Origin of the sequence: Burkholderia sp. SRS-25, assembly GCF_004343765.1 — a bacterium.
Lineage (GTDB): Bacteria > Pseudomonadota > Gammaproteobacteria > Burkholderiales > Burkholderiaceae > Burkholderia > Burkholderia contaminans.
This window is the reverse complement of the sequence record NZ_PTXM01000014.1, coordinates 125,103-144,290: the sequence shown is the minus strand read 5'-3', so window position 1 is coordinate 144,290 and position 19,188 is coordinate 125,103. Positions and strand designations below refer to the sequence as shown.

Genomic DNA, 19,188 nt, shown 5'->3' with positions numbered 1-19,188 from the left:
GCCTATCGTTCGATCATCGGCGGCACCGCCTGCGCGAGCGCGTCGATCACGCAGCGCGTCTTGCGCGGCAGGTAGCGCGTCTTCGGCCAGATCGCGTGGATGTCGCCTTCGCAGACGAAGCAGCGATCCAGCACGACCACCATCTCCCCGCGCTTCACGTACTGGTCGAGCAGCCAGCTCGGCACCCACGCGATTCCGAACCCCGACGCGCCGGCCGCCGCGATCGCCTGCACGTCGTCGAAGCTCAGTTGATGCGGCATGTCGATCCGCACCGTCGAGCCGTCCAGCGCGCGCAAGTCCCACGGTTGAATCACGCCCGAGCGTGAATACGCGATCGTCCGGTGGTCTTTCAGGTCGTCGAGCGTCTTCGGCATCCCGTAGCGGGCGAGATACGACGGCGCCGCGCCGAGGCTGCCGTATTGCGTGCCGAGCCGCCGCACCGCGAGGCTCGTGCTGTCCGCGAGCGTGCCGATCCGCACTGCGAGGTCGATGCCTTCCTCGACGAGATCGACGAAACGGTCGGTGATCGACACGTCGATCCGCAAATGCGGATAGGTGCGCGCGAGATCGAGCACGATGGGCGTCACGCAGTGGTGCCCGAACGCGAGCGGCACGCTCAGGCGCAGCTTGCCGCGCGGCTCGTTGCGGCCGCAGTCGAGGTCGGCCTCCGCCGCTTCCAGTTCCGCGAGCGCGCGCACGCAGCGGTCGTAGTACGCCTGGCCGTCGTCGGTCAGGCTCTGGCTGCGTGTCGTGCGCTGCAGCAGCCGCGCGCCGAGCCGCTTCTCGAGCCGTGCGACAGCCTTGCCGACCGCCGAGCGCGTCATGTCGAGCCGTTCCGCGGCGAGCGCGAAGCTGCCCGATTCCACTACCTGGACGAAGGTCGTCACGCCGTCGAGTCTGTCGGTCATGGGGGAAATTGAGTCCTGCAGTTCCCCAGTCTGGAGAAATGCGTGCGTCAATGGGGATGGAAATTCTCACTATAGTATCGATTCCCGTCCAGCGTGCGTCACCGGCCGCACGCGGCGAATCCTTCTCACCTGGAGGCGCGCGGCCCGTTGCCGGGCTGAGGCGCAATACGCATGACGCAATCCGACTCCCGCAGGAATGCGGTCGCACTCGCGGCCGTCTGTCTCACGTCGCTGATGTTCGGCCTCGAAATCTCGAGCGTGCCGGTGATCCTGCCGACGCTCGAACACGTGCTGCATGGCGATTTCAACGGCATGCAGTGGATCATGAATGCGTACACGATCGCGTGCACGACCGTGCTGATGGCGGCCGGCACGCTCGCCGACCGGTTCGGCCGCAAGCGCGTGTACGTGATCGGCACCGTGCTGTTCGGTTTGACGTCGCTGCTGTGCGGGCTCGCGCCGAACGTGCCGGTGCTCGTCGCGGGGCGGCTGCTGCAGGGCGCGAGCGGCGGCGCGATGCTGATCTGCCAGATTGCGGTGCTGTCGCATCAGTTCCGCGACGGCCGCGAGCGTGGTCGCGCGTTCGGGATCTGGGGGATCGTGTTCGGCATCGGGCTCGGGTTCGGGCCGATCGTCGGCGGCGCGATCGTCGCGCTGGCGAGCTGGCCGTGGGTGTTCCTCGTCCATGCGCCGCTCGCGGCCATTGCGCTCGTGCTGATCGGCGGCGCGGTGCAGGAGTCGCGCGATCCGCACGCGGGCAGGCTCGACGTCGCAGGCATCGTCACGCTGTCGCTCGCGGTGCTCGGCCTGGCGTTCTATATCACGCAAAGTGCGGCGCTCGGGCTGACCAGCGCGGCCGGCCTCGGCGTGCTCGGCGCGACCGTGCTGGCGCTGGCCGGCTTCTTCATCGCGGAGCGCGCCAGTGCGCGGCCGATGTTCGATTTCTCGGTGTTCCGGATTCGCGCGTTCACCGGCTCGATCTTCGGTTCGATGGGGATGAACTTCAGCTTCTGGCCGTTCATGATCTACCTGCCGATCTGGTTCCAGGTCGCGCTCGGCTACGACAGCGTGACGGCCGGCCTCGCGTTGCTCGCGTACACCTTGCCGACGCTGGTCGCGCCGCCGTTCGGCGAACGGCTCGCGCTGCGCTACGGGCCGGGTGTCGTGATCCCGGGCGGCCTGTTCACGATCGCCGCGGGGTTCGCGTTGATGCGGATCGGCAGCGCGGCCGACCATGCAAGCTGGATCACGATGCTGCCCGGCTGCGTGATCGCCGGCATCGGGCTCGGGCTCACGAACACGCCCGTGACCAACACGACGACGGGCGCGGTGCCGAGTTCGCGGGCCGGGATGGCGTCGGGCATCGACATGAGCGCGCGGATGATCTCGCTCGCGCTGAACATCGCGGCGATGGGCTTCGTGCTGGTCGCGGGGATCGTCGCGAACCTGAAGGCCGGTGTCGCGGGCACGATCGGCGACGCAGCGCTGCGCCGGCTCGCGCAGGAGATTGCGTCCGGCCGGACCGACGGGCTGCACGAGATCGCACCGGCGCTCGCGCAGGCCGACCCGACCGGCGCGGCGCTGCACGCGGCGCTCGTGCACGGGTTCGGCTGGGTGATGGTGTATGGCGCGGCGGGCGTGGCACTGCTCGCGACGGCGAGCGCGGTGGCGTTCGCACCGGCGCGGCGTGGGGCGCCCGTGTGTGAATGACACCGCGCGTGATCGGCGCGGCCGGCGCGGTGCACGCGCCGGTCAGGACATCCCGCCGCCGAGCGTGCGGTACAGCGTCATCTGGTTGTTGAGCCGGTTCAGGCGCGTCAGCTCGTCGGCGCTTTGCGCGTCGCGCAGCCGCTGCTGCTGGTCGAGCCACGGCTGCACGGCGGTCGCGCCGGCCGCGAAGCGCGCGGCGGCCAGCTGTTCGGCGCGCTGCGCCTGGGCCAGCGACAGCGCGCGCTGCTCGGCCTCGCGTTCGAGCTGCACACGCGCCGACAGCACGTTTTCGACTTCCGCGAGCGCCGTATAGAGCTTCTGGCGGAACCCGACGACGGCTTCCTCGTACTGCGACTTCGACACCTTGATCTGCAGCTGCATCGTGTTCCACTGGATGAACGGCAGTGCCAGGCCCAGCCCGAGCGTGCCGACCGGATTCATCAGCACGCGCTCGAGGCTCGGGCTCGACGTGCCGGCCTGGCCGGTCAGCGTGAAGGCCGGATAGAAGCTCGTGCGTGTCGCGTCGACTTGCGCGAGCGACTCGCGCAACCGGAATTCCGCCGCGCGCAGGTCGGGGCGCCGGCCGAGCAGGCTCGCGGGCAGGCCGGCCGCGACTTCCGGCGGCGCAGCGACGGGTAGCGCCGACGGTTCCGCCGCGAGTTGCTGCGGCGGCCGGTCGAACAGGATCGCGAGCGCGTGGCGGTTCTCGGTGCGCTGCTGGAGCAGTTGCGTCTGCGCGGCGCGTTGCGCGGCGAGGCTCTGTTCGGCCTGCGCAAGGTCGAGCCCCGACACGGCGCCGGCCGTATGCCGCGACCGGACGACCGCGAGCGTGCGGACCGCATATGCGATGTTCGCGTCGCCGAGTGCGATCTGCCGGTTCAGATAACCGATCTGCCAGTACAGCGACGCCGTCGTGCCGATCAGCGACAGCCTTGCGGCTTCGAGATCGGCGGCCGTCGCGTCGGCTTCCCAGCGCGCGGCGTCGCGCAGCGCGGCCAGGCGGCCCCACAGGTCGATTTCATAGCTGAGCGAGCCGGTCACGCCGCTCGTCCGGCTCATCTGGTGGGTATCGAGCGTGCGCGACACAGTGCCGTTCGCGCCGAGCGACACGGTGGGCGTCAGGTTCGTATCCGCGAGCCCGGCCTGCAGCTGCGCGCGGTACACGCGGATCGCCGCGATCGCGAGGTCGTTGTTGGCACGCAGCGCGTCGTCGATCAGCGCATCGAGTCGCGGATCGCCGAAGCTGCGCCACCAGTCGCGCGTCGTGGCCGGTGCATTGGCGGAAACCGGTGCTTCCCAGTTCGCGGGCATCGCGACGGCGGGCAGCGGTTCGTGGCGCGCGCCTGCGCAGCCGGCGAGCAGCGCGGCCGCGCACGCGAATGCGCCAAGGCGGTGAAGCGGTGAGCAATGCGTCATGGCGGGCCTTGCGTCAGTCGCGCGCGAGCGCATCGATCGGATCGAGCCGCGACGCGTTGCGTGCGGGCATGAAGCCGAATATCACACCGGTGAGCGTCGAGCAGACGAACGCGGTCACGATCGCGCCGGCCGAGAACACCATCTTCCACTGCGCGACGAACATCGAGAACAGCGCACCGAGCCCGAACGACAGCGCGATGCCGATCGTGCCGCCGAGCAGGCAGACGAGCACGGCCTCGACGAGAAACTGCTGCAGGATGTCGGACTGGCGCGCGCCGACCGCCATCCGGATGCCGATTTCGCGCGTGCGCTCGGTGACCGACACCAGCATGATGTTCATCACGCCGATCCCGCCGACGACGAGCGAGATCACCGCGATCAGCGACAGCAGCAAGGTGAGCGACTGGCCGGTCTTCTCGACGGTCTTCACCACGCTGTCCATGTTGTACGTGAAGAAGTCCTTGCGGCCGTGGCGCTGCGTCATCAGCTTTTCGAGGCTTTTCTCGGCGGCGGCGCTCGGTTGCCCGTCGCGCACGCGCACGGTGATGCTGTCGAGATGGCGCTGCCCGAACAGGCGCCCGCTCGCGGTGGTGTACGGCACCCACACGTTCAGGCTCTTCACGCTGCCGAATGCGCTCTTCTTGTCGGCGGTCACGCCGATCACGACGCACGGCACGTTGTCCACCAGGATCACTTCGCCGATCGGGTTGCGCGTCGCGCCGAACAGCTTGCGGCGCGTGTTCTGGTCGATCACGGCCACCTGCACCTGGCGGCGCACCGCGTCCTCGTCGAATGCGACACCCTGTGCGAAGCGCATCCCGCGGGCCTGGAAGAAGCGGTCGCCGACGCCGCTCACGAGCGCGTTCACGTCGACGTTGCGGTAGCGCAGCAGCAGCGTGCGCGACGTTTCGGGCGTCGCGCTGTCGACGTACGGCTGTTCGGCGAGCGCGGCGACGTCGGCGGGCACGAGCGTCTGGATCGCGTCGGCGCGGCTGTCGCCCCAGTCGGTGCCCGGATAGAGGTTGATCGTGTTCGTGCCGATGCTGCCGATCTCGTCGAGCATGTAGCGCTTCGCGCCTTCGCCGATCGCGACGATCGACACGACCGACGTGATGCCGATGATGATGCCGAGCATCGTCAGCAGCGTGCGCAGCCGGTGCGACACGAGCGCGATCCACGCCATCCGGCAGGCTTCGGCGAAGCGGCCGGAGCCGGCCGCGAAGCGTCGCGTGCGGGTGCCGGTATCGGGATGCGCATCGGTGTCGACCGGTGCGGGCGGCGGCGTGTCGTGGCGATCGTCGGCGGGTAGCGCGCCGGCTTCCGCTTCGATCGCCTCCGCCGCTTCTGCTGCGCCCACGCTCACTTCCGCGAGGGCTTCCGCATAGTGCCGATTCGGCCGGTCGGCGACGATCTCGCCGTCGCTGATCTCGATGATGCGCTTCGCATGGCGCGCGACGGCCGGGTCGTGCGTGACGATGACGATCGTATGGCCGAGCGCGTTCAGCTCGTGCAGGATGCGGATCACGTCCTGGCCGCTTTTCGTGTCGAGCGCGCCGGTCGGTTCGTCGGCGAGGATCACCTGGCCGCCGTTCATCAGCGCACGCGCGATGCTCACGCGCTGCTGCTGGCCGCCGGACAGCTGCCCGGGGCGATGGTGCGCCCGATCCGCGAGCCCGAGGCGCGCGAGCAGTTCGCGTGCGCGTGCGTGCCGTTCGGCGCGCGGCGTGCCGGCGTAGATCGCGGGCATTTCGAGGTTCGCGACCGCGTCGACGTGCGGCAGCAGGTGATAGCGCTGGAACACGAAGCCGAAGTGCTCGCGGCGCAGTTGCGCGAGCTCGTCGCTGTCGAGCATGTGCGTGTCGCGGCCGCCCACCGTGTAGGTGCCTTCGCTCGGGTGGTCGAGGCAGCCGAGGATGTTCATCAGCGTCGACTTCCCGGAGCCCGACGCGCCGACGATCGCGACGATCTCGCCCGCGTGGATCGACAGGTTGACGTTGTTCAGGACAACGACATCCTTGTCGCCGGCCGGGAAGCGTCGCGTAACGGCAGCGAGTTTCAGCAGGGGCTGGCTCATCGTCACACCACGTCCGCGAGCGGCGCGTGGTCGTCACCGGCTGCGTCGCCGATCACGACGCGTTCGCCGTCCTTCAGGCCGCCCAGGACTTCGACGCGCACGTTGTTGTTGATGCCGATGCGGACGTTGCGCGTTTCCGTGCTGCCGTCGGCGCGCAGCACGCGCACCGCGTAGGTGCCGTCCTTGCGTTTTTCGCCGAGCGCGGCGGCCGGAATGCTGAGCGCGTTGCGTGCGTTGCTGAGCACGATGCTGACTTGCGCGGTCATCGAAATGCGCAGCCGGTGCTCGGGATTCGGGACTTCGAACAGCGCGTTGTAGAACACGGCCGAGTTCGGCTTCGAGCCGCCGCCGAGCGGGCTCTGCGCTTCGGCATAGTTCTGCGGCGCCGGCTCGATCGCGCGCAGCTTGCCGTAGTGACGCTTGTCCGGTTCGCCGAGGATCGTGAAATACGCGGTCTGGCCGCCACGCACACGGATCACGTCGGCCTCCGACACCTGCGCCTTCACGGTCATCGTGTCGAGATCGGCGAGCTTCAGGATCACCGGCGCCTGCTGCTGCGCGATCACGGTCTGGCCTTCCTGCGTGACGACCGCGACGACCTCGCCGTCGATCGGCGCGACGATGCGCGTGTAACCGAGGTTGGCTTGCGCGGTTTCGATCTGGATGCGGGCCGAGCGGATCTGCGCGGCGAGCGACGCGAGGGTTGCGCGCTGCACGTCGAGCGTCGCACGCGCGGCCTCGAACGATTCGCGCGAGGTCGCATCGTCGGGCAGCATCGCCTGCTGGCGCTTGAATGCGAGCTCGGCCTGCGTGAGTTGCGCGGCGGTCGATTGCTGCTGCGCGCGCAGGCTTTCTTCGCTGGCGCGCGCTTGACGCAGTGCGTTTTCCGAAATCACGGGATCGATCTCGGCGAGCCACTGGCCCTTCGTGACCTTGTCGCCGAGCCTGACCTTCAGCGACTTCAACTGCCCCGACACCTGCGCGCCGACGTCGACCTGCCGGAACGCCTGCAGCGCGCCGGTTGCCAGCACCGCGTTCTCGAGATCGCCGCGCGAGACGGGCGCGGACAGGTATTGCGGATGCTTGTCGGGCGCGCACGCCTTCAGCGTGATGCCGGCGGCGATCGCCACGATGGCAAGGGTAGCCAGCACGATGCGCCGGCGGCGATGGGTCTTCTGAGTCATGAGCGTGCGGCGAGGAGCGGGCGGTGCCGGCGATGCGTGCGGCCGGGCGGGACGATCCGGTCGGCGTCGCATGTCGGGCAGGGTGCCCGCGACGGCATCCGCGTACGCATCGCGCGGGCGTGCCGAGTCGGATCAGCCGCTCATGGTAAGCGAGGACTTCACGCCAAATCGTGTGGAAATTGTGCTGAATTGTGCGAACGCCGCACGGCAACGGAGGCCGTGCGGCGTCATTGTTGCGGACCGTGACAACGGCAAGCGAAGGTTCGTGCGGGTGTCGCGGCGTGCGCTGACGTGCGTTAGCGCTGCGCGGCGACGAGCGCCATCATCGGCCGGTCGCGTTCCTCGTCGAGCGCGGGCAGCGCATCGACCTGCGCCTGCGTCGGCCCCCATTCGTTCAGGTGCGTGAGCGTGAAGCCGCTGCCGATCAGCAGGTTCACGAGCGTGCCGAGCGTACGGTGCTGCTTGACGACGCCCGGCGCGAGCCAGTCGGTCACGCGCTCGCCTTCGCGCTGGTAGCCGTCGAGCGGCCAGGAGCGGTTGCCCTGCGTATCGACGACGAAGCCGGGCCGGCGCGGCGCCGTATAAACGGGATGCTCGATCGAGAACACGAGCCGCCCGCCGGGCACGAGCGCGCGATGGATCGTGCGCAGCAGCGTGTCGAGGTGCGCGACGTAGTGGAAGGCGAGCGAACTGTACGCGAGATCGAACGCGGCATCCGGCAGCGTGAGCGTTTCGAGATCGGCGCGGCGGTACGCGATCGCCGGGTGCGCGGCGGTCGAGGCCGCGCGTTCGAGCATGCGCGCGGAGACATCGATGCCGAGCACGCTTGCCGCGCCCTGGTCGGCCGCCCAGCGGCTGAACCAGCCGTAGCCGCAGCCGAGGTCGAGCACGTTGCGGCCGCGCAGCTCGGGCAGCAGCGCGCGCAGCGCGGGCCATTCGGGTGCGCCGTCGAGGCCGTGAATCGAGCGGTTCAGGCGGCTGTAGCCTTCGAAGAAGGCCGGGTCGTCGTAGATGTTCTGCGTCATGCGTAGGGCCTCGTGCGGGCAGGGCGCGCGGTGCCGCGTGCCCGATCCTGCGAGCTTACGCGCGCTGCCCGTGCGCGTCGATCCGGCGTTGCGTGTCGGCATCGACGATGTCGCGGATCGCGCTGAACAGCGGCGCGGCGTCGGTGTAGCGGCGGCCGTAGCCGAGATTGAACGCGTAGTCGAAATCGGGCGGGTTGCTGCCCTGATTGTGCTGCAGGATCGTCTCGAGCTTGTCGAGCGCCTTTGCCGCGCGCGCTTCCGGCGTAGCCGCCGCCTCGTATTCATCCCACAGCGCGACGATTTCGTCGCGTTGCGCGGGGTCGAGCGGTGCGGTCAGCGTCAGCAGGTCGTCGCGTTCTTGCGCGCTTTTGTCGGGGTGCATGTCCTGGTCGATCGCGGGAATGTCGCCGTGCAGCGCCTCGCCGAGATCGTGGACGACGCACAGCTTCAGCAGCTTCAGCGTGTCGATGCCGGGCAGCGCGTCGGCGAACACGAGCGCCATCAGGCACAGCCGCCAGCTGTGCTCGGCCGTGCTTTCCGCGCGCCCGGCCGACGTATGGCCGCTGCGCAGCACATCCTTCAGGCGTTCGGCTTCGCGCAGGAAAGCGAGCCGCGCGTGGATCGTATCGGGGGTCATGGTCGGCGTCCTTGCGATGAACTGCCTAGCGTAATGCGGATGGGCGCGGGCCGTCCACGCATGAAATATGCGTGGCAGTGGCGCTTGACCGCGCCGCTACTTCACGAAAAGTCCGGCCCAGCAGAACAGTGCGAAGAAGCCCGCTTGAATACCGACGACCAGCGTGAACAGCCAGGGGCTGCTGCGGCGCGCCACGCGCCGGCCGCCGGCGTTGGCCACACCCGAGCGAAGCGCGACCAGCACGGCCGCGCCCGTATAGAGAATGAACGCGACGATCACGAGTTCTCGCATGACAAGCGTCGACATGTGGCATGTCCCCTGGGCGTGCTGCCATTCACGTTGCTTTTGTTTGCGTGGCATGCCGGATGCGTCGAAGGTCGCTGTGCTGTTGCCTGCATGCGGTTCTTCGTCGCGATCCAGCGCTTATGCATCCTGGAGCGTCTCCACGAGCCGCACTGCCGAGCCGTCCGACAGCATCATTCGCGTCCACCGGCACATGCTGCCGCGGATCGGCACGACGTGCGACGCATTCGCACCGGTGTCGAATTCGACGCTCGGTGGCCCGGCGTGATCGTGCCAGCCGAGCGAGTCGAGCGCGGTTTCCATGCGAACGATCTCCGGCGTCGCGTAGCGCCACAGCGACGCGCCGAGCAGCATCGACAGCGGTTGCGAGAATTCGGCGGCGCGCGCCGGCGAAGAAGCGAGCAGGCGGTGCGTGAGGTCGCACACGAGATGCATGCGGCCCGCGCTGCCCGCGACGAGCCGCGCGAGCGCGTGATCGCCGGCCGAATCGAGGCGCGCGGCGAGCAACCGCTCGGCGGCCGCGCGCTCGTCGGGCGACATCTGCTGGCGGCCGGCTTCCCAGCGCGAGATCGTCGATTGCGCGACGCCGAACAGCTCGGCCGCGTGGCTTTGCTTGACGCGGTGCAGCGCGCGCCAGCGCTTGAGTTGCGGGCCGAGCGGCGGGACGTGAAGCGGTGAGGCGGTCATGGTGGTGCTCCAGTTGCGCTCGTACCGCACGCCTTTACATGATCCGGAGGCCGCCGTTCGCCTGGATCGCAATTGCCGCGAACGGCAAGAGCACGATGCCGCCCAGTACGAGCACGCCGTCGGCGGCAACCGTGACCGGCGTGGCGAGAATCCGCAGCCCCATGCCGAGCGCGGAGGGCGATTGCCTGATGTAGACCGAGTACGGCCGGTTGAACGGCTGCGTGCTCGTCTTGTACTTTTCGGCGAATCCTTCCGTCGAATAGCGCTTGCCGCTGATGTCGCCTTCGAGCACGAGGCCGGCCTGCGCGGCGGTGAAGCCGTCGGCGGTGGCCGCTTGTCGATCGTCGTCCGACGCGTCCTTCGGCAGCACGATCCGGTATTGGCCCGTGATGCTGCCGCCGCTCGCATGAAAGGCGGCGAACGTCGTGCGCAGCGACTTCCGGTAACCGGACATCAGTACCGGCCGCAACTGCGCCGGCAGATCGAAGATGTAATGGTAGTCCGTGCCCAGGACGACGAGTTTCTTGCCGTCCTCGGTCATCATGAATCCGGACACTTGTTCGCTGTATCCGTCGTCCTTGTACAACTTCGGCGTGAAGCAGCCCGACAGCGCGAGGCTGCTGGCGGCCACGCCGGCGGCCAGCAGGCGCCGGCGCGTGATCGATACGTTCATTGTTGTTGTCCCGTCTGTGCGGTTCGGTTCAGTGGCTTTCGCCCTCGGAAGCCGGATTCTCGCGTATCCGACGCAGATTGTCGAACGGGATATCTGCCTTGGCAGCGGTCGACGGCCCCTGCCAGTGCCATGCCGACAACGTTTCCGTCGCCGCTTTCAACCGTCTCCGCCATATCTTATTATTCGGCCAGTGCGGAGGTATACCGGCCGCCAACGGTCATGTCGAGGCATGACGCGCCGGTATGAATTACCGCCTTTCGGCTGGTGCGTTGCACGATGCGCGGTCGAAACGACAGGAAACGCGCGACCAGCGCATATCCCGAAAAAATGACGAGAGGGCGCGATGGTACGACTGGTCTTGCTGCTGCTGGGCATCGAATACTTGCGTACCCGCTGGCGCGGGCTGACCGTGCTCGGCTGGGTGTGGGTCGTCGCGGGCGTCGTGATCTTCGTCGACGCGCTCGACGGCGCGCTGCACTTCCCGATCCAGATCTTTGCGTGGCTGTTCCTGATCGAAGGGCTCGCGACGCTCGCGGTGGCCGGCAGCGGCGTCGGCGGGCAGCGCATCCTGCGCTACGTGAAGGGGATCGTGGTCGTGGTCGCCGCCGGGCTCGTGTTCGCGGGGCATCACCACGGCCATTTCCTGCTGTCGATGATCTTCGGCACGCTGTTCCTCGTCGACGGGCTGCTGCAGTGCACCGCCGCGTGGATGGTGCGGTATCGCCGCTGGAGCGTCGCCTTCGCGTGGGGCGTCGTCGAGATCCTGCTGGCCATCTTCTTCTATCAGCCGTACCCGACGCACTATGTCGGCACCGTGCCGTACTGCCTCGGGCTGCTGCTGATGTTCGGCGGGATGCACATGCTGAGCCTCGCCGCGCGCGTGCGCCGGCTGACGCGCAATCCGGCGTTCGCGACGTCGCCGGCGCCGGCGCTCGCGCCGGATCTCGACGATGCGCGCGGCCAGCCGCATTTCGCGCAATCCGAATGGGACGGCCCGCCGGCCGACGGCGAGCATGCGCTGACCGTGCACGTGTGGACGCCCACCGGCACGTCGAAGGCCGAAGCGCAGCGCTATCCGGTGATCGACCGCTATATCGCGGCCGTGGACGTCAACGGCGTGATCTCGACCGGGCACGCGGCGCTGGAGTCGCCCGAGGGCATCTATATCAGCCTGTATCCGGGCGTCGAAATCGATCGTTCTCCGGACGAATTCACGCGCATCCTGCGCGCGACCCGCGAAAACGACGTGCCGGGCCTGTTCCAGCCCGACTACGCGACCGAGTCGAAGGCGTGGTGCCCGTCGACCGTGCGCGTGCGGATCCGCAACTACGATCCGTCGAAGCTGGATGCGTTCTGGACGTCGTACCGGCAGAACGTGACGTACAACCTCACGCACCGCAATTGCTCGAGCACGGTGTCGAACGCGCTCGAAGCCGCGCTCGACGGCGCGGTGTGGCGGCTGAAGGGCGCGCGGGCCGGGTGGGGCGCGTTCGTGCGGCTGCTGCTCACGCCCGAGCTGTGGGTCGCCGCGCAGATCCGCAAGCGCGCGGTGACGATGGCGTGGACGCCCGGGCTCACGCTCGACTATGCGCGCGCGCTCAGCATGCTCGCCGATCCGCGGCCGTTCGCGTGGTGGAAGGTCGCGCGCTCGGCCGTGAAGGCGATCATGACGTCGCGCCGCACGTGGCGCGAGCAGGACAACGCGGCGCTGTCGCCGGGCGGAGCGGAGGCAGCGTCGATGAAGTGATCGCGTGCCGCCGGACGCGGGCCCGGCGTCACTGCGGCCGCCACCGCGCGGCTGCGCGATGTTGCTCGCCCCGAGAACTCCCTACGCCAACAACAATGAACAAGACGAGAGCTTTCCGCATCCTGATTCCCGCCGCGCTGGCGTTGACGAGCGCCGGCTTCGCGCAGGCGAGCGCGGACGAGGTGCCGCGCATGAGCAACGACGTGTACCGCACATCGGTGTCGTTCTGCTCGAATGTCGCGGCCGCCGAGAAGATCGCGTGCCAGGGCGACATGATCGCCGCGGGCAGCCGGATCGTCGCGGCGATCGGCGGCCTGCCGCCGGCATCCGCCACGTCGATCGACGAAGGCGCGCGCAACAAGCTGCCGGCGGCGGAGCGCAAGGGGCTCGCGCCGGTCGAGCCGGGCGCGATCGACAAGGACGACGACCTCGCCGGCCTTGCCGGCATGGTGCGTCTGTGCGACGTGTACGAATCCGAGCCGGCGTCGCGCGCGCGGCATCACGCGGCGCTGAAGCAGCAGGCGCCGGCGGCCGCACCGCGCGTCGAGGCGTTGCTGGCCGATGCGTCGACGGCGGCGCGCCAGCGCGTCAGCATCGGCGTGTGGCAGATCCTCGCGCTCGAAGGCCCCGAATCGATCACACGCGCGTGCACGCAACTGGGTGCCGGGTCGTGAGCGACGGCGTGCCGCCGCGCCGGCGGCGCGCTTCAGACATGTGAAGCGGCGCGTGCCTGCACTTGTGCTCGTGTCTCCGGATATCTTTCGTCCACCTTCACATTCGTGCCACGTTGCGTCGGCAACAATCGCGGACAGACATTCGACAACCTTGCGGCGCATCCCGCGACCGCAAGCCTTTTCCGAGGAAACGCCATGCTCAAGACGCTCGCCCGCGCCGCTGCCGCACTCGCCGTCGCTTCCGCTTCACTGCACGCCACCGCGCAGACCAGCTACGACTACCTGTTGCTCGCCGCGTCGTGGGAACCCGGCTTCTGCGCGTCGCACGACACGCCCGAATGCACGAACCTCGCCGGCACGTACGCGGCGACGAGCCTGTCGCTGCATGGCCTGTGGCCGAACAACTACGACGGCAACCAGCCGTTCTACTGCGGCGTGCCGCAGAACGACATCGACCTCGACAACGCGCACCAGTGGTGCAGCATGGACGCGTACCCGATCAGCAGCGCGACCCGCAACACGCTGTCGACGTATATGCCGGGCGTCGCGTCGTGCCTCGACAAGCACGAGTGGTTCAAGCACGGCACCTGCTCGAATTCGGCATCGCCCGATGCATACTGGAACCAGGCATCCGGCATGATCAGCCGGCTCGGCAACACGTCGTTCAACACGTTCCTGCAGGCGAACGCGGGCAAGACGGTCACGCGCAACCAGTTGCTGTCGGCGTTCGAAGGCGCATTCGGCAGCAACACGCGCAGCGCGGTGTCGCTGAAGTGCACGAAGACGAATGGCGTCAGCTACTTCACCGAAGCGTGGATCGCGGTGAAGACCAATGCGACCACGCAGTTCCCGAGCGCCGCATCGCTCGTGACGGACGGCAATACGCAGGGCACGTGCCCGACGTCGGGCGTGTTTATCGCGAAGTAACGGGGAAGGGGCGGCGCGCGACATCGTGCGCGCCGTCGCCGGTCACGGTTTCGGCGGGATGCCCGACCACAGCAGCCGGGCCAGTTCCGATGCGTCGAGCTGCGGCTCGTGTTCGTCGATCGCGTCGGGCAGCGCATGCCACGGCACCGCCGGATTCCGGTGATGCTGCAGATGAAGGTTGATGTGATACGGCCATACGAGCACGCGGCCGATCCAGCCCGTGCGCCATGAATACGACCAATCGGCCCAGCCGGGCGTCGCATGCGGGCCACCGCTGTGCTCGGCCATGCTGCGGATCTTCTGCAGCAGTACCGACAGCGTGAGCAGTGGCGCGAACCATAGCGCCGCGACCAGCAGGATCGTTCGTGCGGAACAGGCCCATACGAGCAGCGCGACGATGATGACCCACACTGCCGCGGCTGCCTGGAACGGCAGGCCGAGCCGTGTGATCTGTCCGCCTGCACGCCGGAACGCCGCCATGTTGCGCACCATGTTCAGCACGAACAGGTCGCCAAGGAATTGCCGCGCGAGCGGCCAGGCATCGAGCGGCCGGAACCGCCACGGCTGGTCGTGATAGAGAAACTGGCGCTCCGGGTCCTGCGCGGTGCCGAGATGCCGGTGATGCGCGAGATGCAGCGGCCGGTAGAACTCGACGGGCACGAGCCCGGGCACGCCGATCGCGACGTTGATCAGGAAGTCGTTGAAACCGCGACGGCGCGTGAGGTGATAGTGGGTCGCGTCGTGATACAGGATGAACAGCGCATGCTGCCGCGTCGCGACGACGAGTACCGCTGGCGCATACAGGTACCACGCGCCGAGCGCGATGGCCACGCTGATCGCCACGACGATGCACGCCCATTCGAGCAGCGCGGCCGCCATCGTGCGCAGGTCGACTTGGGCGCGCAGCAACGCGAGCGTGAACGTGCCGGCCGCGATGCCGGTCGCACCGCCCCATGCGACATCGGCGGCATGATGCTGGCCGGTGGTCAGTGTCGTGACCATCAGCAGCGCGCTCCACGCGGCGAACAGCACGGACGACCGTTGCCGCAGCGCCAGCAGTACGATCGCGATCGCAACCGGATGCGCGACGTGGCCGCTCGGCGATGCGGCAAGCGGCGTATCGATCCGCTGAAGCCACGCGATCCAGTCGTCATGAGCGGTCGGCCACACGACGGCGGTCGGATGCAGCAGATGACACACGAGGCAAACGCCGGCCGCGAGCGCGCCGGCGAAGAACGCCGGCAGCAGCCATGCGCGGCCGCGCCCGAGCCAGACGAGCGTGGGCATCGCGAACAGGTAGCTGAGGTAAAGCGGCACGGTGCCGGGCAGCAGCGGAATCGCGCGATCGAGCGCGCCCGCCGGAATGACCGTGACCGGCCCGAGCGGCAGGTGCGTGACGAACGTGTAGAACACACCCGTCACGACGAGATAGGTGGCGAGCAGCAACCATGGCCGGGCGATCGGCGCGTTGTTCGCATCCTGGCGGGTAACGACGTTGGACATGGCGGGCGCGGGCGGGTAACGGGCTATCATAGCAAGCTGTTCAGTCTTGCAGGAGTAGCCGATGGAGTTGCGTGCCACCGCCGTCGAACGTGCGGCCCTGGGCCCGGACGACATCGACCGGATGTTCTCGTTGTATTCGGCGTCCTATTGCGACACGGTCCGCGCGCAGTTCGACCGCGACCTCGGCGACAAGACGCACTGCATCCTGCTGCGCGACGGCGGTGGCGCGATCCAGGGTTTCTCGACGCTCAAGCAGTACGAGACACGCTGGCGCGGCGCTTCGATCCGCGTGATCTTTTCCGGCGATACGATCATCGATCCCGCGCATTGGGGCACGCAGCATCTCGCGTTTGCTTGGATCCGCCACGCGGGCGACGTGTGGCGGCAGGCGCCCGCCGTGCCGCTGTACTGGTTCCTGATCTGCAAGGGGCATCGCACCTATCGCTACCTGCGCGCGTTCGCGCGCGACTACGCGCCGCGTGCCGACAACCTGACCGCCCCGGCCACGCAGGACCTGATGGATCACCTGGCCGCGAGCCGCTACGGGCACGCGTACGACTCCGCTACCGGCCTGCTGTCGTTCGACACCCCGCAGGGCCGGCTCACGCCCGCGCTTGCGGACGTACCGGCCGCGCACCGGCGGCTGGCCGACGTCGACTACTTCCTCGCACGCAATCCCGGCTATGCACAGGGCGACGAACTCGTGTGCCTGTGCGAACTGTCGGCGTCAAACCTGCGGCCGCTCGCGCGCCGGCTGTTCGACGGTGTGTGAGCCGAGCGCATGCGGATCCGTCTCGCGCAACCGGCCGACAACGCGCGCATTCTCGATTTCCAGTCCCGCCATGCGATGCAGGGCAGCCTGCCGCTGCGCTTCGATCGTGCGCCCGACTACTTCGCGCTGCATCGCTGCCACGCGCCGCATCATGAGGTCTGGCTCGCGGAGGACGAGCGCGCGGCGCTGAAGGGGCTCGCGAGCCTCGTCGTGCGCGACGGCTATCTCGGCGAACGCGCGCAGCCGGTCGCCTATCTCGGCGATCTGCGGCTGATGCCTGACCGGCGTCTGTCGCGCGAGTGGACCGACTCGGTGCGCGCACGCTTCGCTGCGCTGCGTGCCGACACCGGCGTGCAGCATGCGTATTGCTGCATGATCCGCGACAACCGGCTCGCGGTGCAGTCGCTGGCACGATCGCGGCGCGAGAACAGGCTGCGTTTCACGCACTGGCACGGCTACGAGAACGTGTCGATCTACGCGCAGCGCGGGCTGTCGTCGGCGCCGCGTTGCGTGCCGGGCGTGCGGATCGTCGAAGCGCAGCCGCATCACGCGGACGCGTTGCGCGCGTTTCTCGATGCCGAATCGCGCCGCCAGCCGTTCGGCGGCGTGTTCTCCGCGGACGAATTCACGCGGCGGCTCGACACGTGGCCGTCGTTCGGCATCGATGCGTTCGTGCTGGCGCTCGACGCGCACGACAACCTGCTCGGCTGCGTCGCGCCGTGGGACGCCGGCGATATCAAACGGATCGTGCTCGAACGGCTGCCGTTGCCGCTGCAGGCGGTCCGTGTCGCCTTCAACGCGCTCGCGCCCGCATTGCGCCGCCCGCGCATCGCGGCGCCCGGCGAGCCGTTGCGCGACGTCTACCTGACGCACCTGCAGGTGCGCGACCGCGATCCGTCCGTGTTCGCGGCGCTGCTCGATGCCGCGTGGCTGCGCGTGCGCGACAGTCATGCGCTGATGCAGTTGTGCCTGTACGACGGCGATCCGCTGGGGCCGGCGCTCGCGCGCTACTACACGGCGCGTACGCCGATGGATCTCTATACGCTGTCGACCGGCGAGCCGGCCGCACCGATCGACGGCCTGCTGGCCGGGCGCGTGCCGGGCTTCGAGATCTACCTGGTCTGAGCGCGCGTGACGTGCAGCAGATCGGCGAGCGCGAGCCAGAAGCGGCCGGCGTCGAAGCCGAGCCCGCCGAGCACGGGCTGGCCGTGGTCGAGCCGTGGCAGGCAGACCTGCGGGATGCCTGCCATCACCTGGTGTTCGAGGTAGAACTGTCCGTCGTGCGCGCAGCCGGGACGATGCCCGTTCAGCCGCCCGTGGTGCGAATCGAAGCGCGTGGATGCCTCGACGGACCAGCTCACGCCGTGCACGAGATGCAGGTCGCGTGGCAGCACGGCAAGCATGTCGCCGACGCGTGGATCGCGCCGGCTGCTGATGTCGCGCGTGCCGGCGTCGGCCCAGCGCGTGCGCAGCATGCGGCGTGCGAGGCGGTCGGGCCATGGTGCGGCCCCCTGCGGCGGCATGCCATGGCGGAAGATCGTATCGACGATCGCGGAAGGGCCGCACGGCGGCTGCATCAGCGCGAGGCCCGCGCAACGCACCGCCAGCGCCGGGTCGCCGACGAGCGCGGCGAGCGTGTCGATGCCGCCCTTGCTGTGCGCGAGCGCGACGAATTCGCCGCCGGCCGGCAGGTGCGTGCGCAGGAACGCGCCGATATGCGCGCCCTGATCGAACACGCCGTGCGCGGAACGCACCGGCACCGTCAGCACGCGATAGCCGGCCGCGCCGAGCGTCCGTCGCGCGCCGCGATTGCAGCCGGGCAGCCATTCCGAATACAGCCCGGCGACGAGCACGACCGTCGTCGTCAGCGGCAGGCGGGCGGTGCGCCGCGTCCAGCCTTCGATGAACGCGTCGGTCCGGTCGAGGTTCGCCGCGGCACGCGCGAACGGCGTCGCCGGATAGTGGCGCCGCCAGTCGTCGAACCCGTCGGGCGTCCACGGCGCGTGCGTCATGCGTGCGACTCCGGTTCGGGTTCGGCAGTGGCCAGATACGGTTCGAGCGCGGCGCGTGCCGCGCGCAATGCCGCATCGCTGTCGAGGCGATCGGGATGGAAGCGCGGCGAGAACCAGAACAGCCACATCGGCATCACACGCGTGAAGATGCCCGGCGCGACGAACAGCCAGCGCAGCAGTTGCAGCCAGCCGCGCAGGTTCCAGGTCTGCCCGTCGACGGCGACGAGGCGGTGCACGAAATGGATCAGGTCGATCACGAAGTAGACGGAGATCCCGAGCATGGCCGCGCAACGCACGACATAGCGCCGCATCGCGTTCGGCATGGCGGCTGCGAACACGTCGAACGCGACCGTCTTGTGCTCGGTTTCCTCGATCGCATGCCAGCGCCACACGGCCGCCATCGTCGGATCGGCGCCGTCGAGGATCGCCGGGTCGCTCAGCAGGCGGTGCGCGAGGATCGTCGTGTAGTGCTCGAGGCACGCCGTCAGCGCAAGCCGCGTGACCGGCGATACCTGCCGCGCGGCATTGCGCTGGCGTTTTTCGAGCAGCGCTTCGAGCGCGTCGACCGGCACCTGCTGCGACGCGAGGCGCGCGTTGTAGAGCCGGTGCACGCGGATATGCGACGCTTCCTGCCGCACGAACGCATCCACTTCGGCCGTGAGCGATGCATCGCCGCCAACCTGGTCGCGAAACGGCCGCACGCTTTCGATGAAGAAGCGCTCGCCGAGCGGGAACATCACGGAAAACGCGTCGAAGAAGCGCGTGACATGGCACGTGCCGCGATACCAGAAGCGCGGAATGCGCGCGTCGATCGCGAAGCGCACGTCGCGGGTCGGCATGCGCGACGCGGGGCTGTCGGCGCTCGGGCGGCGAAACGGCCGCATGCTAGCTCCGCCCCGCCAGGGACGGGGCGCGGGCCGTTACCGGCGGCTGACG

General features: G+C 68.8%; 18 protein-coding genes. 6 read left to right on the top strand and 12 right to left on the bottom strand.

Annotation, left to right across the window (positions count from 1 at the left end; translation table 11 throughout):
• Positions 1-2: 2 nt before the first annotated feature.
• The gene (locus tag C5O79_RS20045) at positions 3-908 is read right to left on the bottom strand and encodes a LysR family transcriptional regulator (RefSeq protein ID WP_047849581.1); all 906 of its coding nucleotides are present in this window, start codon (positions 906-908) and stop codon (positions 3-5) included.
• Positions 909-1,079: 171 nt separating this feature from the next.
• On the opposite strand from C5O79_RS20045, the gene C5O79_RS20040 reads away from it, so the two are divergent.
• Positions 1,080-2,618 carry an MFS transporter gene (locus tag C5O79_RS20040; protein WP_131931584.1) on the top strand — a complete coding sequence of 513 codons (1,539 nt, stop codon included), beginning with the start codon at positions 1,080-1,082 and terminating at the stop codon, positions 2,616-2,618.
• 42 nt (positions 2,619-2,660) lie between these two features.
• Here C5O79_RS20040 and C5O79_RS20035 read toward each other — a convergent pair whose 3' ends face one another.
• From C5O79_RS20035 to C5O79_RS20000, 8 genes are all read right to left on the bottom strand, one after another.
• Positions 2,661-4,034, bottom strand: coding sequence for an efflux transporter outer membrane subunit (locus C5O79_RS20035; RefSeq protein WP_122476513.1), 1,374 nt, complete (start codon positions 4,032-4,034; stop codon positions 2,661-2,663).
• 13 nt (positions 4,035-4,047) lie between these two features.
• Entirely contained in the window at positions 4,048-6,108 is a 2,061-nt protein-coding gene (locus tag C5O79_RS20030; RefSeq protein ID WP_122476510.1) for a MacB family efflux pump subunit, read from the bottom strand.
• A gap of 2 nt (positions 6,109-6,110) precedes the next feature.
• On the bottom strand, positions 6,111-7,292 hold the full coding sequence (macA, locus tag C5O79_RS20025) for a macrolide transporter subunit MacA (RefSeq protein ID WP_047849585.1): 1,182 nt from the start codon (positions 7,290-7,292) through the stop codon (positions 6,111-6,113).
• 296 nt (positions 7,293-7,588) lie between these two features.
• Positions 7,589-8,317 carry a class I SAM-dependent methyltransferase gene (locus tag C5O79_RS20020; RefSeq protein ID WP_046548434.1) on the bottom strand — a complete coding sequence of 243 codons (729 nt, stop codon included), beginning with the start codon at positions 8,315-8,317 and terminating at the stop codon, positions 7,589-7,591.
• A 55-nt stretch (positions 8,318-8,372) separates the two neighbouring features.
• Positions 8,373-8,954: an HD domain-containing protein gene (locus C5O79_RS20015; protein WP_047849586.1), complete on the bottom strand. Its 582-nt coding sequence runs from the start codon at positions 8,952-8,954 to the stop codon at positions 8,373-8,375.
• A gap of 96 nt (positions 8,955-9,050) precedes the next feature.
• Positions 9,051-9,260, bottom strand: a complete 210-nt coding sequence (locus tag C5O79_RS20010; protein ID WP_047849587.1) for a hypothetical protein — start codon at positions 9,258-9,260, stop codon at positions 9,051-9,053.
• Between the two features lie 117 nt (positions 9,261-9,377).
• Positions 9,378-9,944: a helix-turn-helix transcriptional regulator gene (locus tag C5O79_RS20005; protein ID WP_047849588.1), complete on the bottom strand. Its 567-nt coding sequence runs from the start codon at positions 9,942-9,944 to the stop codon at positions 9,378-9,380.
• A gap of 34 nt (positions 9,945-9,978) precedes the next feature.
• Complete coding sequence (locus tag C5O79_RS20000; protein ID WP_122476507.1) at positions 9,979-10,617, bottom strand: hypothetical protein; 639 nt, start codon at positions 10,615-10,617, stop codon at positions 9,979-9,981.
• Between the two features lie 343 nt (positions 10,618-10,960).
• Here C5O79_RS20000 and C5O79_RS19995 point away from each other — a divergent pair, with 343 nt between their 5' ends.
• From C5O79_RS19995 to C5O79_RS19985, 3 genes are all read left to right on the top strand, one after another.
• On the top strand, positions 10,961-12,364 hold the full coding sequence (locus tag C5O79_RS19995) for a DUF308 domain-containing protein (RefSeq protein ID WP_122476504.1): 1,404 nt from the start codon (positions 10,961-10,963) through the stop codon (positions 12,362-12,364).
• 95 nt (positions 12,365-12,459) lie between these two features.
• On the top strand, positions 12,460-13,038 hold the full coding sequence (locus C5O79_RS19990; protein WP_047849590.1) for a hypothetical protein: 579 nt from the start codon (positions 12,460-12,462) through the stop codon (positions 13,036-13,038).
• 195 nt (positions 13,039-13,233) lie between these two features.
• Complete coding sequence (locus C5O79_RS19985; protein ID WP_046548427.1) at positions 13,234-13,965, top strand: ribonuclease T2; 732 nt, start codon at positions 13,234-13,236, stop codon at positions 13,963-13,965.
• Positions 13,966-14,007: 42 nt separating this feature from the next.
• Here the strand turns inward: C5O79_RS19985 and C5O79_RS19980 are convergent, their stop codons facing one another.
• The gene (locus C5O79_RS19980; RefSeq protein ID WP_131931582.1) at positions 14,008-15,468 is read right to left on the bottom strand and encodes a fatty acid desaturase; all 1,461 of its coding nucleotides are present in this window, start codon (positions 15,466-15,468) and stop codon (positions 14,008-14,010) included.
• A 61-nt stretch (positions 15,469-15,529) separates the two neighbouring features.
• Between C5O79_RS19980 and C5O79_RS19975 the strand changes: the two genes are divergently transcribed.
• Positions 15,530-16,240: a hypothetical protein gene (locus tag C5O79_RS19975; RefSeq protein ID WP_047849592.1), complete on the top strand. Its 711-nt coding sequence runs from the start codon at positions 15,530-15,532 to the stop codon at positions 16,238-16,240.
• A gap of 9 nt (positions 16,241-16,249) precedes the next feature.
• Complete coding sequence (locus tag C5O79_RS19970; RefSeq protein ID WP_122476499.1) at positions 16,250-17,365, top strand: hypothetical protein; 1,116 nt, start codon at positions 16,250-16,252, stop codon at positions 17,363-17,365.
• Here C5O79_RS19970 and C5O79_RS19965 read toward each other — a convergent pair.
• Positions 17,353-18,252 carry a hypothetical protein gene (locus C5O79_RS19965; RefSeq protein WP_122476497.1) on the bottom strand — a complete coding sequence of 300 codons (900 nt, stop codon included), beginning with the start codon at positions 18,250-18,252 and terminating at the stop codon, positions 17,353-17,355. The genes C5O79_RS19970 and C5O79_RS19965 overlap by 13 nt on opposite strands.
• Positions 18,249-19,136, bottom strand: a complete 888-nt coding sequence (locus tag C5O79_RS19960; RefSeq protein WP_122476495.1) for a metal-dependent hydrolase — start codon at positions 19,134-19,136, stop codon at positions 18,249-18,251. The genes C5O79_RS19965 and C5O79_RS19960 overlap by 4 nt, the downstream gene beginning before the upstream one ends.
• Positions 19,137-19,188 lie beyond the last annotated feature (52 nt).

Excerpts from the sequence above, each read along its gene's own strand:
- C5O79_RS20045 (WP_047849581.1), bottom strand. The coding sequence starts at position 908 with ATGACCGACAGACTCGACGGCGTGACGACCTTCGTCCAGGTAGTGGAA.
- C5O79_RS20040 (WP_131931584.1), top strand. The coding sequence starts at position 1,080 with ATGACGCAATCCGACTCCCGCAGGAATGCGGTCGCACTCGCGGCCGTC.
- C5O79_RS20035 (WP_122476513.1), bottom strand. The coding sequence starts at position 4,034 with ATGACGCATTGCTCACCGCTTCACCGCCTTGGCGCATTCGCGTGCGCG.
- C5O79_RS20030 (WP_122476510.1), bottom strand. The coding sequence starts at position 6,108 with ATGAGCCAGCCCCTGCTGAAACTCGCTGCCGTTACGCGACGCTTCCCG.
- macA (WP_047849585.1), bottom strand. The coding sequence starts at position 7,292 with ATGACTCAGAAGACCCATCGCCGCCGGCGCATCGTGCTGGCTACCCTT.
- C5O79_RS20020 (WP_046548434.1), bottom strand. The coding sequence starts at position 8,317 with ATGACGCAGAACATCTACGACGACCCGGCCTTCTTCGAAGGCTACAGC.
- C5O79_RS20015 (WP_047849586.1), bottom strand. The coding sequence starts at position 8,954 with ATGACCCCCGATACGATCCACGCGCGGCTCGCTTTCCTGCGCGAAGCC.
- C5O79_RS20010 (WP_047849587.1), bottom strand. The coding sequence starts at position 9,260 with ATGTCGACGCTTGTCATGCGAGAACTCGTGATCGTCGCGTTCATTCTC.
- C5O79_RS20005 (WP_047849588.1), bottom strand. The coding sequence starts at position 9,944 with ATGACCGCCTCACCGCTTCACGTCCCGCCGCTCGGCCCGCAACTCAAG.
- C5O79_RS20000 (WP_122476507.1), bottom strand. The coding sequence starts at position 10,617 with ATGAACGTATCGATCACGCGCCGGCGCCTGCTGGCCGCCGGCGTGGCC.
- C5O79_RS19995 (WP_122476504.1), top strand. The coding sequence starts at position 10,961 with ATGGTACGACTGGTCTTGCTGCTGCTGGGCATCGAATACTTGCGTACC.
- C5O79_RS19990 (WP_047849590.1), top strand. The coding sequence starts at position 12,460 with ATGAACAAGACGAGAGCTTTCCGCATCCTGATTCCCGCCGCGCTGGCG.
- C5O79_RS19985 (WP_046548427.1), top strand. The coding sequence starts at position 13,234 with ATGCTCAAGACGCTCGCCCGCGCCGCTGCCGCACTCGCCGTCGCTTCC.
- C5O79_RS19980 (WP_131931582.1), bottom strand. The coding sequence starts at position 15,468 with ATGTCCAACGTCGTTACCCGCCAGGATGCGAACAACGCGCCGATCGCC.
- C5O79_RS19975 (WP_047849592.1), top strand. The coding sequence starts at position 15,530 with ATGGAGTTGCGTGCCACCGCCGTCGAACGTGCGGCCCTGGGCCCGGAC.
- C5O79_RS19970 (WP_122476499.1), top strand. The coding sequence starts at position 16,250 with ATGCGGATCCGTCTCGCGCAACCGGCCGACAACGCGCGCATTCTCGAT.
- C5O79_RS19965 (WP_122476497.1), bottom strand. The coding sequence starts at position 18,252 with ATGACGCACGCGCCGTGGACGCCCGACGGGTTCGACGACTGGCGGCGC.
- C5O79_RS19960 (WP_122476495.1), bottom strand. The coding sequence starts at position 19,136 with ATGCGGCCGTTTCGCCGCCCGAGCGCCGACAGCCCCGCGTCGCGCATG.